The 16557-nt window shown below is 40.8% G+C and carries 15 protein-coding genes and 1 pseudogene; 14 read left to right on the top strand and 2 right to left on the bottom strand.

Annotated features, from left to right (window positions below; genetic code table 11):
* Positions 1 to 22: 22 nt before the first annotated feature.
* Genes gpmI through argS form a run of 6 tightly spaced genes read left to right on the top strand, consistent with a single transcriptional unit; the run spans position 23 to position 6229 of the window.
* Positions 23 to 1486 carry a 2,3-bisphosphoglycerate-independent phosphoglycerate mutase gene (gene gpmI, locus MTT30_RS06270; protein ID WP_429801372.1) on the top strand — a complete coding sequence of 488 codons (1464 nt, stop codon included), beginning with the start codon at positions 23 to 25 and terminating at the stop codon, positions 1484 to 1486.
* A gap of 4 nt (positions 1487 to 1490) precedes the next feature.
* Positions 1491 to 2252, top strand: coding sequence for a flagellar biosynthetic protein FliR (fliR, locus tag MTT30_RS06265; protein WP_429801371.1), 762 nt, complete (start codon positions 1491 to 1493; stop codon positions 2250 to 2252).
* A gap of 57 nt (positions 2253 to 2309) precedes the next feature.
* Positions 2310 to 3752, top strand: coding sequence for a Highly acidic protein (locus MTT30_RS06260; protein WP_429801370.1), 1443 nt, complete (start codon positions 2310 to 2312; stop codon positions 3750 to 3752).
* On the top strand, positions 3753 to 4364 hold the full coding sequence (gene gmk / locus MTT30_RS06255; protein WP_429801369.1) for a guanylate kinase: 612 nt from the start codon (positions 3753 to 3755) through the stop codon (positions 4362 to 4364).
* A gap of 50 nt (positions 4365 to 4414) precedes the next feature.
* Positions 4415 to 4636: a twin-arginine translocase TatA/TatE family subunit gene (tatA, locus tag MTT30_RS06250; RefSeq protein WP_021091616.1), complete on the top strand. Its 222-nt coding sequence runs from the start codon at positions 4415 to 4417 to the stop codon at positions 4634 to 4636.
* 9 nt (positions 4637 to 4645) lie between these two features.
* Positions 4646 to 6229 (top strand): arginine--tRNA ligase, encoded by a 1584-nt coding sequence (argS, locus tag MTT30_RS06245; RefSeq protein ID WP_429801368.1) that lies wholly within the window; start codon positions 4646 to 4648, stop codon positions 6227 to 6229.
* A 91-nt stretch (positions 6230 to 6320) separates the two neighbouring features.
* On the opposite strand, the gene MTT30_RS06240 is transcribed toward argS, so the two are convergent.
* The gene (locus MTT30_RS06240) at positions 6321 to 7256 is read right to left on the bottom strand and encodes a sugar transferase (protein ID WP_429801367.1); all 936 of its coding nucleotides are present in this window, start codon (positions 7254 to 7256) and stop codon (positions 6321 to 6323) included.
* A gap of 103 nt (positions 7257 to 7359) precedes the next feature.
* Between MTT30_RS06240 and MTT30_RS06235 the strand changes: the two genes are divergently transcribed.
* Positions 7360 to 8343: a YeiH family protein gene (locus tag MTT30_RS06235; RefSeq protein WP_429801366.1), complete on the top strand. Its 984-nt coding sequence runs from the start codon at positions 7360 to 7362 to the stop codon at positions 8341 to 8343.
* Here the strand turns inward: MTT30_RS06235 and nadD are convergent.
* Positions 8327 to 9208, bottom strand: a complete 882-nt coding sequence (gene nadD, locus MTT30_RS06230; protein WP_429801365.1) for a nicotinate (nicotinamide) nucleotide adenylyltransferase — start codon at positions 9206 to 9208, stop codon at positions 8327 to 8329. The genes MTT30_RS06235 and nadD overlap by 17 nt on opposite strands.
* A gap of 79 nt (positions 9209 to 9287) precedes the next feature.
* On the opposite strand from nadD, the gene gap reads away from it, so the two are divergent.
* From gap to MTT30_RS06195, 7 genes and pseudogenes are all read left to right on the top strand, one after another.
* Complete coding sequence (gene gap, locus MTT30_RS06225) at positions 9288 to 10286, top strand: type I glyceraldehyde-3-phosphate dehydrogenase (RefSeq protein WP_429801364.1); 999 nt, start codon at positions 9288 to 9290, stop codon at positions 10284 to 10286.
* 16 nt (positions 10287 to 10302) lie between these two features.
* On the top strand, positions 10303 to 11505 hold the full coding sequence (locus MTT30_RS06220) for a phosphoglycerate kinase (protein ID WP_429801363.1): 1203 nt from the start codon (positions 10303 to 10305) through the stop codon (positions 11503 to 11505).
* Entirely contained in the window at positions 11502 to 12182 is a 681-nt protein-coding gene (locus MTT30_RS06215; RefSeq protein ID WP_429801362.1) for a triose-phosphate isomerase, read from the top strand. The genes MTT30_RS06220 and MTT30_RS06215 overlap by 4 nt, the downstream gene beginning before the upstream one ends.
* Positions 12183 to 12487: 305 nt before the next feature.
* Positions 12488 to 13306 (top strand): enoyl-ACP reductase FabI, encoded by an 819-nt coding sequence (gene fabI, locus MTT30_RS06210; RefSeq protein WP_429801361.1) that lies wholly within the window; start codon positions 12488 to 12490, stop codon positions 13304 to 13306.
* A 178-nt stretch (positions 13307 to 13484) separates the two neighbouring features.
* Positions 13485 to 13724 (top strand): annotated as a pseudogene (locus MTT30_RS06205) (DUF2625 family protein); the annotation flags it as partial.
* Between the two features lie 31 nt (positions 13725 to 13755).
* Positions 13756 to 13947, top strand: a complete 192-nt coding sequence (locus MTT30_RS06200; RefSeq protein ID WP_429801360.1) for a DUF2625 family protein — start codon at positions 13756 to 13758, stop codon at positions 13945 to 13947.
* A 506-nt stretch (positions 13948 to 14453) separates the two neighbouring features.
* A complete protein-coding gene (locus MTT30_RS06195) occupies positions 14454 to 16448 on the top strand; it encodes a TonB-dependent receptor domain-containing protein (RefSeq protein WP_429801359.1) in 1995 nt (664 codons plus the stop codon).
* Positions 16449 to 16557: the final 109 nt, after the last annotated feature.

Genomic DNA, 16557 nt, shown 5'->3' with positions numbered 1-16557 from the left:
AAGTTAAGGATAAATTTTCAAAATGAGTCAAAAAACTATTTTAATAATAACTGATGGTATTGGATTTAATAAAAGCGCTAAATTTAACGCATTTGAGGCGGCTAAAAAGCCAAATTACGAGAAATTTTTTAAAGAAATTCCAAACTCGCTCATAAAAACCTCTGGAAACGCTGTGGGGCTACCTGAAGGGCAGATGGGAAACAGCGAAGTAGGGCATATGTGTATAGGAAGTGGGCGAGTTTTGTATCAAAATTTGGTCAAAATTTCACGCAGCTTCGCTGATGGCTCGATAGCAGAAAATGAAGCCCTAAAAGCTCTTTTTAAAAAGTGCAAAAAAATTCACGTCATAGGGCTTTATAGCGATGGCGGCGTACACTCACATATGGAGCATTTTGATGGTATGTGTGAGCTTGCTAGCAAAAATGGCTGCGAGGTTTTTGCCCACGCTATCACCGATGGACGCGACGTTAGCCCAAATAGTGGTATAAATTTTATAAAAAGTTTGGAAGCTAAATTTAAGGTAGCTACCGTTTGTGGGAGATTTTATGCGATGGATAGAGATAAACGCTGGGAGCGCGTAAAAGAGGCCTATGATAGCTTGGTAAATGGAGCAAATTTAAGCAGCTTATCGCCTAGCGAATATCTACAAAAAAGCTACGATGAGGGCGTGACAGATGAGTTTGTAAAGCCAGTAAGCTTTAATGGCTTTAAAGGCATAGGCGAAGATGACGGCGTGATCGTAATAAATTTTAGAAATGATAGAGCAAGAGAAATTTGCCAGGCTCTGGGCGAAGAGAAATTTAGCGAGTTTGAGCGACCTTTTGCTATCAAAAATCTAATTACTATGAGCGAATACGACGCAAATTTTAAATTTGATGTGCTATTTAAAAATGAAAAGATAAAAAATACCCTAAGCGAGGTCATAGCAGCTGCTGGGCTAAGGCAGCTTCACACGGCTGAGACTGAAAAATACGCCCACGTAACATTTTTCTTTAATGGCGGCGTCGAGGAGTTAGCCAGCAACGAAACGAGGGTGCTAATCCCTAGTCCAAAGGTAAAGACCTATGATGAAAAGCCAGAGATGAGCGCAGCAGAAGTTTGCAAAGCCGTGCTAAAAGGTATGGATGACGAGCAAGATTTTATCGTGGTAAATTTCGCAAATGGCGATATGGTGGGACACACTGGCAACTATGAGGCCGCTATAAAAGCGGTAGAGGCAGTAGATACGGCTCTTGGGGAAATTTACACTAAAGCAAAAGAGAAAAACTATGCGATGATCATCACGAGCGATCACGGAAACTGCGAAGAGATGCGCGATAGCAGCGGTGAGCTACTGACAAACCACACGACTTATGATGTCTTTTGTTTTGTGATGGCTGATGGTGTAAAAAAAGTAAAAAACGGCGGTCTAAATAATATCGCTCCTAGCGTTTTAAAGATCATGGGGCTTGAAATCCCGGCTGAGATGGACGAGGCGCTAATATAAAATAATGGAGCTAGTCGAGTTTTTTGGAGCTGATAAAGTCATAACTTTTATGCTCCTTTTTGCACGTCTTAGTGGGCTCATTGTTTTTTTCCCATTTTATTCTCACAATCAAATCCCAATGGTTGTAAAGACTTTACTAGTTTTTGCTCTTTGTATTGTGCTTTTTCCGCTCTCACACACCCATGAGCATGCTATAAATTTTTTGATCATGGAAATTTTAAGTGAGGCCATACTCGGACTTTGCGCTGGACTTTTGCTAAATATCGTTTTTGCCATACTTCAAATGGCTGGCGAGCAGATCTCTATGATCATGGGTTTTTCGATGGCTTCAGTGCTTGATCCACAAACTGGTACAAACTCACCGGTGATTGCAAATATTCTAAATTTTATTGCGCTTCTTGCATTTTTGATGCTTGATGGGCACCATTTAATATTACAGTTTTATTCCACTTCACTTTCTGCTATACCGCTTGGAGATTTTTATCCAAGAAGTGGTGTGATGAGCTACGCCCTAAAGCTCTTTGGTAATCTTTTTATGTTTGGATTTGTTCTAGCTTTTCCTATTATCGCGCTTTCTATACTTTCGGATGCTATTTTTGGCATGCTTATGAAAACCATGCCACAATTTAACCTATTAGTTGTTGGCTATCCTATTAAGGTAAGTATCGGCTTTTCGGTTTTGATAGCTATTTTAGCCGGCATTGTAAAAATCATAACTGATATGATGGTACAGATTTTAAACGATATGCCAGCACTATTTTTTTAAGTAAATAGCAATGAAATTTATCATAGAATACAGCCTCAAGCTCTTCAAGGAGGGATTATGAAAGTTGCACTTGTAAACAAAAACCCCGCAGTTTCTCGCCTTATAACGTTAAGTTTAAATAAGCTAGGCATAGAATATAGCGAATTTGACGATGTTAATAGTGTTGGCGATCAATTTGATTATATTATCATCGATAGTGATATGGATAGCAGTGATGTTAATTTAAATCAAAAGATAATGTATCTAGCACCTAGAGGCGGTGAAAAGCCAGATTTTGCTGATGTTATGCTTGAAAAGCCCTTTTTACCAACAGAATTTATTAGTTTGTTTGAACAAAACAAAGATACTGACAATGATAAAGAACTTGAGCTTGGACTAGATGAGTCTGCAAATTTTAATGACTTTGACGAAAGTAATAAAAACTTTGATGATTTAGAAAATTTTGAGCTTCCAGAAATTGATATGGGTCTTGAAAATTTAGCAAAAGAAGATGATAAGGCAGATAAATTTGATAACGAGGCTTTAGATGACGAGTTTTTAAAAGAGGAGCTAAGTGAACTAGAGGCCGAGGATTTAAAGGATAAAGATATCAGTTTTGATGAAACAGACACTGAACTCATAGATGATGATATTATAAATGACATAGCTAGCAAATATATGGCTGATTCAGAAGATATAGACAAATCCTTAGAACAAAATAATGAGCCACCTATGACAAAAGAAGAGCATAGCGATGACTTTGATGAGCTTAGTTCGCTTGTGGATGAGATAGATGATATGGGCGAGAGCGACTCGGCGGATGAAGAGGCTAAAAACGAGCTTGATAAAATGGTCGAGCAAAATTCTCAAAATTTAGAAACTGCCGAGCTTAATGAAGACTTTGTAGATGATATAAGCCAAAGTAAAAAAGAGCTCAGCGAGATCGAGTCTTTGGATAAAGAGCTAAACGAAGAAGCTAGTGAGGCTAGTGAAAATTTTGATGAGCTAGAGACTGATTTTGGTAATGATGAAGATTTTGAGCCTGAAAGCAGCGAGGCAAATTTGATAGATGAAGCTAGTCAAAATTTAGAGGAAGATATAGATAAAGAATCTACCAAAGAAGCAGAGGAGATTTCTTTGCATGAAGATATAGACCTTGAAAAAGAGCCAGCCAAAGAAGATCATGAAGAAATTTCTGAAGAAGTCCTTGCACAAGAAGATCTAGGTATGGCAGATGAGGTATTTGAGGAAGAAAATTTTAAAGAAGAGATATTGGGTAGCCCAAATTTTAATGTAGAGTCTATTGAAGAAATAGATGAAAATACGATGCAAGCAGTATTTGGATTAAATAATGCACCACAAATTAGCTCATGCGATGAAATAAAAATCGATGCTGACTATAAAGAAGAGCTAACCAAAAAGATCACAAAACATGTCCATGAGTCGTTAAATGAAAGCTCGCTAAGAGATGTGCTAAAAGATATGAACATAAAGATAAATATAAGTTTTGAGGAAAAGTAGTTGCAAGGACAAATTTTAGTAGTTTCTGGGCCTAGCGGAAGTGGGAAAAGTACGCTTTTGGGCCGTCTTTTAAAGGAAGAGAAGGATCTTTATTTTTCTATTTCAAGTACGACAAGGGCAAAAAGAGAAGGCGAAGTCGATGGAGTGGATTACTATTTTATAAAAGAAGATGAATTTAAAAGTGGCATAGAAAAGGGTGAATTTTTAGAATGGGCGCAGGTGCATAAAAACTATTATGGAACGAGTCTAAAGCCTGTTTTGGTAGCACTTGAGGCTGGCAAGATAGTTATATTTGACATTGACGTGCAAGGCTTTCACATCGCACTTGAGAAATTTAAAAGCTATATAACTTCAGTTTTTATCACGACTGCAAATAAAAAAGAGCTTAAAAAACGCTTGAAAAACCGCGGAACTGATAGTGAGGAGACGATAGAAAATCGCCTAATGAACGCAGTTGGTGAGATGGAGCACATCTTAGAATATGATTATTTTTTGGTAAATGATGACATTGAAAAGAGTTATAAGGGCCTAAAATCAATTCTTAGAGCGATGAGGCTAAAAAGCGCGAAAATAGACTTAAGACGCGTTATTGATGAGTGGATAGATTGCTAGAAATTCAGGAATTTATGATAACATTTTGAAAAATTTATTGAGGAGAAAAAATGGGTTCTTTTAGTATTGGTCATTGGCTAGTTGTTTTAGCGATTATTGTTTTACTTTTTGGAGCAAAGAAGATCCCAGAACTTGCAAAAGGACTAGGCAAAGGCATAAAGACTTTTAAGGCTGAGATGGAAGATACAACACCTGAAAAAAGTGAGAAAGTCGAGCATAAAGAAGAGAATGCCGATAGCCAAAAAATAGAAGAAACAACTAAAAACGCATAGGTTTTAGAGTTGAAAAATAAAATAAAAGCTGAAATTTCAAAGGTTTTAGAGCGTGAATTTGTGCTTGAAAAGCCAAAGGATAAAAATTTAGCCCACTATGCTACGCCACTTTTTAGCCTAGCAAAGGAGTTAAGAAAGTCACCAGCCATGATAGCTAGCGAGTTTGCTGATAAATTTAGTGATAGCAAAATAGTTGAAGCTAGTACAGTAAATGGCTACTTAAATTTCAAGCTAAAAAGCGAGTTTTTAGATGAAATTTCAAAGCAAATTTTGCTAGATAGCGAAAATTTTGCAAAAGAAGATGCGAAAAAAGATAGCTATTTAATAGAATACATCAGTGCAAATCCAACTGGACCGCTTCACATCGGACATGTTAGAGGCGCAGTTTACGGTGATACTTTGGCAAGACTTGGTAAAAGACTTGGCTACGCTATCTCAACAGAATACTATATAAACGATGCTGGTAATCAAATCGACCTACTTGGCACTTCGATATCACTTGCGGCAAAAGAGCAGCTTTTTAACGAAAGCGTTGTCTATCCAGAGAAATACTACCGCGGGGATTATATTTTAGATATTGCTAAGCTTGCAAATGAGAAATTTGGCAAGGAAATTTTTTATGACGAGAGCAGAAATCTCGAGCTTGCCGAGTTTGGCAAGGATATCGTGCTTGAGATTATCAAAAAAGATTTAGCGGACGTTGGGATATTTATAGAGAGCTGGGCTAGCGAGAAAGCTCTTTATGATGGCCTAGAGCCAACTATAAACAAGCTAAAACGTTCAAATCAAATGTATGAAAAAGAGGGCGCTACTTATATCGCTTCGACCACACTTGGCGATGATAATGATAGGGTTGTGGTTAGAAATGACGGCAGGCCAACATATCTAGCTGGTGACATCATTTATCATAACGCTAAATTTGAGAAAAATTTCGACCACTACATAAACATTTGGGGTGCAGATCACCATGGATATATCGCAAGGCTAAAGGCTGCGATAAATTTCCTTGGATACGATGAAAATAAGCTTGAAGTAATACTTATGCAGATGGTTAGTCTGCTAAAAGATGGTAAGCCATACAAGATGAGCAAGCGTGCTGGTAATGCTGTGCTAATGAGCGATATCGTAAGTGAGATCGGTGCTGAGGCACTTAGATTTATCTTTATAAGCAAGGCAAATACGAGTAGTTTGGAATTTGACGTAGATGAGCTTAAAAAAGAGGACAGCTCAAATCCTATCTTTTATATAAACTACGCTCACGCTAGGATAAATCAGATCTTTGCAAAGGCTGGGAAAAATGTTCAATATGTAATCAATGCAAACTTTGAATGTCTAGATGAAAATGCTAAGAATTTACTTTTTGAGGCGCTGATATTGCCAGAAATTTTAGAAGATGCTTTTATCTCGAGGCAGCTTCAAAAGATCCCAGACTATCTGAAGTCCCTAGCTGCTAGTTTTCATAAATTTTATAACGAAAACCGTGTGGTTGGAAATGAAAACGAAGATAGCTTGCTAAAAATTTTTGCAGTTGTCGCTATCTCGATAAAAACAGCATTTAATATAATGGGAATCACAGCTAAAGATAGGATGTAGAATTTGCATTCATTTTGGCTAAAAGCAACAAAATTAAATTCGAAAAAGGGTTTATTTAAAAATATCTCAAACTTATGATATTTTTGAGAAGTTAAATGCCTTTTTTCTCAAATACAATCGCAATAGTTTTTACTATGATCTTTATCTCCAGCCAAAGTGACCAGTGTTTGATGTAGTAAAGATCGTACATGAGCTTTTGTTTGGCATCGTGTGTATTTGAGCCATAAGGGTAGTTTACCTGCGCCCAGCCGGTAATCCCTGGGCGAACGATGTGGCGTTCATTGTAGTAAGGGATCTCTTTTTCAAAGAAATTTATCCAGTGCCTTCGCTCAGGCCTTGGCCCTATCAGATGCATTTGCCCTCGAAAGACATTTATGCACTGTGGCATCTCGTCTATACGAGTTTTTCGCATAAATTCGCCAAACTCAAATACCCTCTCGTCATTTTTACTAGCAAATTTTACCCCATCTTTCTCGGCATCTTCCATCATCGAGCGAAATTTTATGCACTCAAATTCCTTGTTATCTAGTCCAACCCTACTTTGTAAAAAGTAAAGGCTTCCAGGCGATTGCTCATCTATCTTTCTTTTTACATAAAATTTTAGGCCAAAAAGCAAGATGAAAAGTATTAAGCAGCCAGCATAATCGATCATTCGCTTCAGTGCGTAATCAAAGGCACTATAAGGCCTTATCTCATCTAAAAAATTAAGATTTTCGCCATTTTCTGGGATATAACATTTGTGCAGATAAATTTCTAAAAAATTCTCTACGTTTAGAAATTTTATCTTTTTATACTTCGTTTTAAACTGCAAAAGCGTGAGAAATCTCACTAGTTTGCCATCGACTGGCTTTGCAGTATTTAGTACGATCAGCCTTTGATTGCCTGATTTTATGAGATTTTCTAGTGCGCTTCGCAAGGCTTTTGCGTCGCTATTTTCATGGGATAAAAAATTTACTTGACCAAATTTCTTTCTAAGCTTTTCTAGTTCTAGGCTGGTAAAAGCATATTTTTCACCAAGGATGATCATAGTCCTATCCCTTTATCTTTGTTTTAAATTTGCATTATAAAATTCGTCTAATTATACCCAAACGTGCTAATTGCATTTTTAAAAAATAGATTAAGGTTAAAATATGTCTCATAAATTTCTTGCTGTGCTTGTTCTGGCGCTGATTTGTGCCATTTCTTTTGCGCTCTCAAACACGATTTTGGCTAAATTTCACACCAGCCCGCTCATCATCTCCATCATTTTAGGCGCCATTTTTGCAAATCTTTTTACTAAACAGACTCAAATTTTAAAAAATAGCGGCGTCGTAGCGATCGCTGGGAAGCAAATTTTAAGACTTGGCATCATACTTTTTGGCTTTAATATAAGCCTTAGCGAGATCGCAAGCGTAGGCACTCTAGGCGTGATATACTCAGCTTTTATAGTATTTGCGACCTTTTCTTTTGCCATGGTTGGCGCTAAATTTTTGGGGCTTAGCAAAGATAGTGCTGTGCTCATTGGCTCAGGGGCTAGCATATGCGGCGCGGCTGCTGTTATGGCTACGCAAAATGAGATAAAAGCTGACGCAAATAAGCTTGCTATCGCCATTTGTACGGTGGTGCTTTTTGGGACGATTGGCATGTTTATCTATCCATTCATCGCTAAATTTCTAGCTCTCACGCCACACCAAACTGGCTTTTTTATTGGTGGCTCACTTCACGAAGTAGCCCATGTAGTTGCAGCTTCAGCAGCATTTGACGGCGTAGCAAGTAGCACCGCGGTTATCATAAAAATGCTTCGTGTCATCATGCTCGTACCATTTTTATTTTTGCTAAATTTCTTAAATTTAAGCCAAAATAGTGGCGGCTCAAAGCTAAAGAGCATACCATGGTTTGCGCTATTTTTCCTAGTGGCGATCTGCGTTAGATCTCTACCGTTTTTTCCTGAAAATTTGGTGCAAATTTTAAAGCTAGCTGCTAGCATTTGCCTTTGCGTGGCGATGTGTGCTTTGGGGTTTGGGATAGATAGGAGTATATTTAAAGCGACGGGCAAAAAGCCATTTTTGTTAGCATTTTTTATATTTTTATGGCTTATTTGCTCATCGCTTGTGTTTGTTAAGACTCTTTGCTAGTTTTTAGCTTTTGTAAAAACTCTTCGATGTTGTATTTTGCTCGATAAGCTGGACTTAAAAGATGTATCAAAATGTCGCCAAGGTCCATCACGATCCAATCAGGCGAGCTCTCCGTACCTATAAATTTCTCCCCAAGAGGTTTAAGCTCCTCTTTTAGATCTTCAGCCAGCGAGTAAGCGTGCCTCTCGCCAAGAGTCGTAGCGATAACTACGGCTTTTACAAAATAATCATCTCCACTCATATCAAACACTTGTATCTCTTCAGCCTTTTTTGCGTCTAAAACCTTAACTATACTTTCGGTGCGCTCTTGCATCGATCTTTCCTGCATTTTGTATCCTTGGTAAAAATTTATAATCTCATCTTTTATCTCGCTAGGCAGCTCATCAAGCCCCTTTTGGTGCCTGATCTGTGACGAGCTAACATCCACGTGCACATCCATTTTTTGTAAATTTTGTGGAATTTCTATGTGATTGCGCTTGGCGATCACAAACTGTACTAAGCTTTTTAGCTCCTCGTAGCCATGCCACTTATCAAGCGTAGCTAGGTGGTCCGCACCTATTATGAGATAAAATTTTTCTATCTTGAATTTCTCATACAAATACTTGACCGTCTCGATCGTAGGCACCGGGCGAGCTAAATTTATCTCATAGTCTGAGATCTCGACCTTCTCTAGGCCGCCCCAAATTTCTCTTATCCACTTTAGGCGAAGCTCTGGCGGAGCTGAAAATTCGCTCTTAAAGGGACTTATAAAAGTTGGCATGATGATGAGCTTGTCGATATCAAGGCCACTTAGTGCCGTTTTCACAATACTATCGTGTCCTAAATGAACCGGATCAAAGCTCCCGCCAAAAAGTGCTAACTTCATCTATTAAAGTGCCTTGTTTATATTTGTTTTAAAATTCTTTTTTGTAGAATTAGGCGTAATTATATCAAAAGGAGCTAAGATGTCAGTTAAAGTAGCAATAAACGGCTTTGGACGTATCGGCAGGTGTGCTGCTCGTATTATTTTAGAGCGAGACGACGTTGAGCTTGTCGCTATCAATGACACGGCGACGCGCGACATGACGCGCTATCTGCTCAAATACGACAGCGTGCACGGCGAATTTAAGCAAGACGTTAAGGTGATAAGCGACGATTTTATAGAAGTAAACGGCAAAAAGATAAGAGTTTTTTCAACAAGAGATCTAAACGAGCTTAGCTACGCAGACTACTACGCGGACGTGGTTTTGGAGTGCACGGGTAAATTTTTAACTACCGAAAAGTGCGAGCCGTATCTAGCTCGCGGCATAAAAAAAGTCGTCATGAGCGCTCCGGCAAAAGATGACACGGCAACCTTCGTAGTCGGTGTAAACGACGATAAATACGCAGGCGAAGCGATCGTCTCAAATGCAAGCTGCACCACAAACGGCCTAGCGCCCGTCGCAAAGGTGCTAAATGATAAATTTGGCATCGTAAAAGGGCTCATGACTACGATCCATGCCTACACAAACGGCCAAAGCTTGGTTGACGTGAAGGCCAAAGACTTCCGCCGTTCACGCGCTGCGGCCCTAAATATCGGACCTACGACCACCGGAGCTGCCAAAGCGATCGCAAAAGTACTTCCCGAGCTAAACGGCAAGATGCACGGCCAAGCGGTCCGCGTACCTGTCGCAAACGTCTCGATGGTCGATCTAACGGCGGTCTTGAAAAGACCGGCTAGCAAAGAGGAGATAAACGAGGCGTTTAGAACGGCTTCGGAGTCGAATTTGAGGGGAATTTTATTCGTCGATGACGATTATAGGGTTAGCAGTGACTTTTGCACGAGCGCATACAGCAGCATCGTAGCAAGCGACACTACGCAGGTCATCGCTGATGATATGGTGAAGGTCTTTGCATGGTACGACAATGAGTGGGGTTACTCGACAAGACTCGTAGATCTAGCTAAGATCGTGGCTACGAAGTAAATTTAAAGGGTAAAAAATGAGTGAAATTTTATTGATCAACGATCTTGAGCTAAGCGGCGCGAAAGTATTTGTTAGGTGCGATTTTAACGTGCCGATGGACGAGTTTTTAAACATCACCGACGACCGCCGTATCCGCTCGGCGATCCCAACTATCCGCTACTGCCTAGATAACGGCTGCAGCGTGGTTTTGGCCAGCCACCTAGGACGTCCCAAAAACGGCTTTGAGGAGAAATTTTCGCTACGAGGCGTGGCAAAGAGGCTATCAAGGCTGCTTGATAGAGACGTGATATTTGCCGAGGACGTCATCGGCGCGGACGCGAAAGCTAAAGCCGCTGCATTGAAACCTGGCGAAATTTTGCTTCTTGAAAATTTGCGCTTTGAAAAGGGCGAGACCAAAAACGACGAGGCGCTAGCCGGCGAGCTTGCCAAATACGGCGAATTTTACATAAACGACGCGTTTGGCGTCTGCCATAGGGCGCATAGCTCGGTCGAGGCGATCACCAAATTTTACGACGAAAAGCATAAAGCGGCTGGATTTTTGCTGCAAAAAGAGATAAATTTCGCCCAAAATCTCATCAAGCACCCTGCGCGTCCGTTCGTCGCGGTCGTCGGCGGTAGCAAGGTAAGCGGCAAGCTGCAAGCCCTGCACAACCTGCTTCCGCGCGTAGATAAGCTGATAATCGGCGGCGGTATGGCGTTTACGTTCTTAAAATCTCTCGGCGAAAATATCGGAAATTCGCTGCTAGAAGAAGATCTCATCGAGGACGCGCGCGAAATTTTACGCAAAGGTAGGGAGCTTGGCGTTAAAATTTACCTGCCCGTAGACGTCGTTGCGGCTCAGACGTTTTCAGCCGAAAGCGCAGTGAAATTCGTCCCTGCGCAGGAAATACCTAGCGGCTGGATGGGGCTAGATATCGGACCTGCGTCGATTAGGCTATTTAAGGAGGTCATCGCCGACGCGCAGACTATCTGGTGGAACGGGCCGATGGGTGTTTTTGAGATGGATAAATTTAGTAAAGGCAGCATCAAAATGAGCCACGCCATCATCGACACTCACGCTACTACGGTCGTTGGCGGCGGCGATACGGCCGACGTCGTCGAGCGCGCGGGAGACGCCGACGAGATGACCTTTATCTCGACTGGAGGCGGCGCGAGCTTGGAGCTCATCGAGGGCAAGGAGCTGCCGGGCATAAAACCGCTTAGAAAGGCTATGGAGTGAGGTTTTTAGCAAATTTAAAGTGCAATCACACGAGAGCGAGCTTTGCTAAATACGCTGAAATTTTAGACGCAAATTTAAGCGCAAACGACGACGTGACTGTATTTCCTCCGTTTAGCGCGCTTGATCTTGTGGCTCATAAATTTAAACTCGGCGCGCAAAATTTCTACCCGTGCGAAAGCGGCGCTCACACCGGCGAGATCGGCAAGGCGATGCTGGACGAGTTTGGTGTCAAAAGCGTGCTGATCGGGCACTCTGAGCGACGCGAGCTTGGCGAGAGCGAGGAGCTCTTGCGCGCTAAATTTGACTTCGCCGTAAAGGCGGGCTGGCAGATCGTCTACTGCATAGGCGAAAATTTGAGCGTGAATGAAGCTAGCGGCACGAAGGAGTTTTTAGCGGAGCAGCTAAAAAATATTGACCTTGGCTACGAGCAGCTGCTGATCGCCTACGAGCCAATTTGGGCGATAGGCACGGGCAAGAGCGCGAGCGCAGAGCAGATCGAAGTGGTTTTAAATTTCATCCGCGAGCAGACGAGAGCGCCGCTACTTTACGGCGGTAGCGTAAATGCTGCAAATATCGGTGGGATAGCGGGTATCGCGAACTGTGATGGAGTATTAGTGGGGACGGCGAGCTGGGACGCGACGAAGTTTTTGGAGCTTATTAGCGCGTCATCTCGCTGACGTCTTTAAATGATTTCGTAAATTTCGCCCTGCGACAGGCCACATGCCTAGTCTTGGGACGAAATTTACTTCAAAACATTTAAATCCGCCTAGCGATATTTCCACTTGTAGATTTACGTTTAGAATTTGACGTTTTGTTAAATTTAGATTGCAAATTTTTAAGTCAAATTGCAAAGGATTTTGAGATGATTTTTGTGGCTTTGCAGTTAAAATTTGCGTAGGCTAGACGGATGGTCTGCCGAGCAAAATTTTAACCAAATCGTCAAAAAGCGCTCAAAAGTCAAGCAAATTTTAAAGGAGAAATAATGATTTTAAAAGGAAAAAAGGGCCTCATCGTCGGCGTCGCTAACGCCAAATCTATCGCTTACGGCATCGCTGAAGCTTGTCACGCGCAGGGTGCGCAGATGGCGTTTACCTATCTAAACGACGCTCTGAAAAAACGCGTAGAGCCGATCGCGGAGGAGTTTGGGAGCAAATTCGTCTACGAGCTTGACGTAAACAACCAAGCTCACCTAGACGGCCTTGCAGATCGCATCAAAGCGGATCTTGGTGAGATAGATTTCGTCGTACATGCGGTGGCCTATGCGCCAAAAGAAGCGCTAGAGGGCGAGTTTGTAAACACGACCAAAGAGGCCTTTGATATCGCGATGGGTACTAGCGTTTATTCGTTGCTAAGCCTTACTCGGGCTATCCTACCGGTATTAAAAGAGGGTGGCTCGGTACTTACGCTCACATATCTAGGTGGACCTAAATTCGTGCCTCACTATAACGTCATGGGCGTTGCCAAAGCGGCACTTGAAAGCTCAGTTCGCTACCTAGCACACGACCTTGGCGCTAAAAATATCCGCGTAAATGCGATCAGCGCAGGCCCTATCAAAACGCTTGCTGCAAGCGGAATAGGCGACTTTAGGATGATTTTACGCTATAACGAAGTGAATAGCCCGCTAAAACGTAACGTCACGACTGAAGATGTCGGCAACAGTGCTATGTATCTGCTTAGCGACCTAGCTAGCGGTGTAACAGGTGAAGTTCACTATGTAGACTGCGGCTATAACATTATGGGCATGGGCGACGTAGCTACCGACGCCGAAGGCAACACGATCCTAGCTTGGGACGCAAAATAATCTACTGATACAAATTTGGCGGGGTGACTCGCCAAATTCTTCTTTAAAATTTCACTAAATTTACCGCAAGGGCATACAAAATGAGCTTTAGATTAGCTTATAGACGCAATAGTCCAGACTAGGCACTGATCAAGGAATGGCTAAAAGAGACTAATGAAATTTGTCTATTGATGAAGGCATGGTGCAAGGCGAGCTTTTAGGGCTTCAAGTAGCCACTCGATCGTCGATGGGTGCGCTTGTTTATAGGTATGGTGGCATCGTGATGAATGGAGGTTGGCTGCGCCTACTTGGTTCAGGATGTGAGCAGATGAAGCGTGGAATTTACAGCTTTAACCTTGGCAAAAACTTTAGCGAGGCAGGGTAGATGCCTAGCAATTTGTTCGTGGCAAACGATGTTTTGTATAAATTTTTCGTGATAAACGGCGGTGCCTTTGGTGGCAAAGCCGGCAATGTCTTTTACTGCATGCCAGACAAGCGGCAAATGGGAAGATGCGCAGCTTGGCTACTCGCAGTTTTTATACTGGGCGCTATGTGGCGATATATCTAAATTTTGCGAGCTTTACTACTGGGATGACTGGCGTGAAGATGTGAAAAATTTTAGCCTTGATAGGATGATATTTGTACTACTGCCGATACTTTAGCAAGACACCAACATAAGTCTAAGGCTAAAAGATATGAAAAAAGATATTATTTGCATGAATGAATATTTCATTTTTGTCTTCAATGGCATCTAATAAATTTGCATGATACTTCTATTAGATCCAAGAGTTTTGCTCTATCTTATTTAATTTTTAAAATTTCTTCATAGTCTATCTAAGAGTGTTTATAAAAAAAATTCTGAGCGCTAAAAAAGTAAAATTTATTTTAGATTTCTTAAGCCTTTTTTGATAAAAATTATCTATAAAATTTAAGAATTTTTCTATTAAAAATTAACCTTATTTACTACTTTGATAAAATTATTTAATTTAGTCCTTTATATCGGAATTTAATTAAATTAATGGACAATTAAAAATTTAAAAATAGTTTATATTTTTATCTAAAAACTCAAAAATTTATCCAAAATTTATACTTAAAATTATAATATTCAATCTCAAAATTATGCTATAAAATTAAAATAGTAACTTTAATAACTAAATTAGGAGAAAATATGAGATTTAAAAGCTTATTTAAACTCTCTCTTGCAGCAAGCATAGCAGTTTGTGCAAACGGGGCAGACGAGAGCGTGCTAAGCGGTGTAGAAGTGACAAGTAGCAGTGGCGGATATGGCGTTGATGACATCAAAATTTCAACCAGAAATGCTGGCCTAGCAAAAGACGTGATGAGAGACATCCCTGGCGTTTACGTAGGCGGAACAAACGGCATGAATCAAAAAATTTACATGAGGGGCGTTAGTGACCGCGGCCTAAACATCACGATAGATGGTGCTAAACAAAACGGAAATACATTTCACCACAACGCTGACTTACTAATCGATCCTGATCTCATAAAAGCAATAGATGTCGAGGTTGGCTCAAGGTCAGTCGTAAATGGCTCTGGTGCGCTCGGTGGCTCAGTCGCCTTTAAGACGGTTGACGCAAAAGACTTGCTAGAAAACGGCGAGATCATCGGCGCAAAGATAAAGACTGGATACGCTTCAAACAACAGCGAATTTTCTCAAGGTCTTATGCTCTTTACAGCTCCAGTTGATGGGCTTGACTTTATAGCTGCGATAAATCACAAAGGCTATGACTACGGCAAAAGCGGTAATAACAGAAGGATAGGTGGTGACGGAAATGACCTTAGCTATCTTTTAAAGCTTGGTTATAGCTTCCTTGACGCGCATAGAATTTCTATCTCAAGAGAGCACAATGAATTTAAGGGCATTTATCCTATAAGAGCAGAATTTGGTAGTTCGCATGCAAATGATGACCACCGCAAATACGAGCGCGATACGACAACGCTAAAATACGAATACAAGCCTAGTAATCTTTTGAATTTAGAGGTAACGGCATATAATACCGAGCATAAAAAAGATGATCCGGTCTTAAAAATTTTAGGCGTAAAGACAAACGGCATAAATGCAAAGGCTAAGAGTATAGTCGAGACCGGCGCTTTGACGCAGACGCTTAGATACGGCGCTGAGTTTTACCAAAGTAAAAATTTTAACAAGCCAAATAATCACTATCCTGAAAAGGTAAATAACTACTCAATCTATGCGGAAGATGCGCTAAATTTTAGCTCGCTAACCGTTACTCCAGGCATCAGATACACCCATCACGAGCTAAAAAGCTACGATGGTAGAGCCGGAAATATAAAGAGCTACACTTATAAATACAATGAATTTACCCCAGCGCTTGCGCTTGATTATGAGATACTTAAAGGTCTTAACGCTTTTGCAAGCTATGCAAGAGTCTTTAGAGGACCTGATGTCATGGAGTCGATGATGGCAAGTGGAAGCAGCAGGGGCAGAGCCTTAAATTGGTCGGCAAATAAGGATCTAAAAGCGACAACTGGTAATAGCTACGAAACTGGTCTTAAATATCATGGTGATATAAATGAAGTTAGCTCATATAGCCTCTCTGCAAAATACTTTATGACAAAATATAAAAATTTAATAGTTGATAACAACACAGCAAATGGGGCTTTAAAGAGGATAAATGCTGGTGGTGCTGATATAAGCGGCGTTGAGCTACTTGCAAGGCTAAATTTAGATGCACTAAGCCTAGCTGCTAGCTACACTCATCAAAATGTAAAATATAAAGATAGAGTAGCAAACCCAGCAAGGGGCGGATACTACACCTCAAACGTTATCGGCTACCGAGATCAGGGCGATAAATATACATTTAACGCAGAGTATGCATTTTCTAGCATTGATACGCTAGTAGGCTACAACCTAATCTACTTTGCATCAAAAAATACCATCTCGGCTGGTAATGACGAAAGTGTGAATATACCAAGCTACGCAGTTAGCGATATCTACGCTACCTATTCACCAAGCAGCGGTAAATTTAAAGGCCTTGAGATAAACGCTGGAATTTACAACCTCTTTAACAAAGCTTATACTTCACAATCTCAAAGATTGGCTACATATACAGGCGACTCAAATTTCATAGACTGGGAACCAGGTAGAAATTTCAAAGTAAACGTCTCTTATAAATTCTAACTTCAAGGCAAGGTGAGAACCTTGCCAAATTTCTCTTTTACACAGGTAAAATTCCACTTTCTGCTTTTTGCTGTTTGATTTAAATTTAATATAGTATCATTTTGGCGAC

This window comes from Campylobacter concisus (assembly GCF_050447445.1).
Taxonomy (GTDB): domain Bacteria; phylum Campylobacterota; class Campylobacteria; order Campylobacterales; family Campylobacteraceae; genus Campylobacter_A; species Campylobacter_A concisus_BI.
The sequence above is the reverse complement of the archived record's forward strand: the minus strand, read 5'-3'. Positions and strand labels throughout refer to the sequence as shown.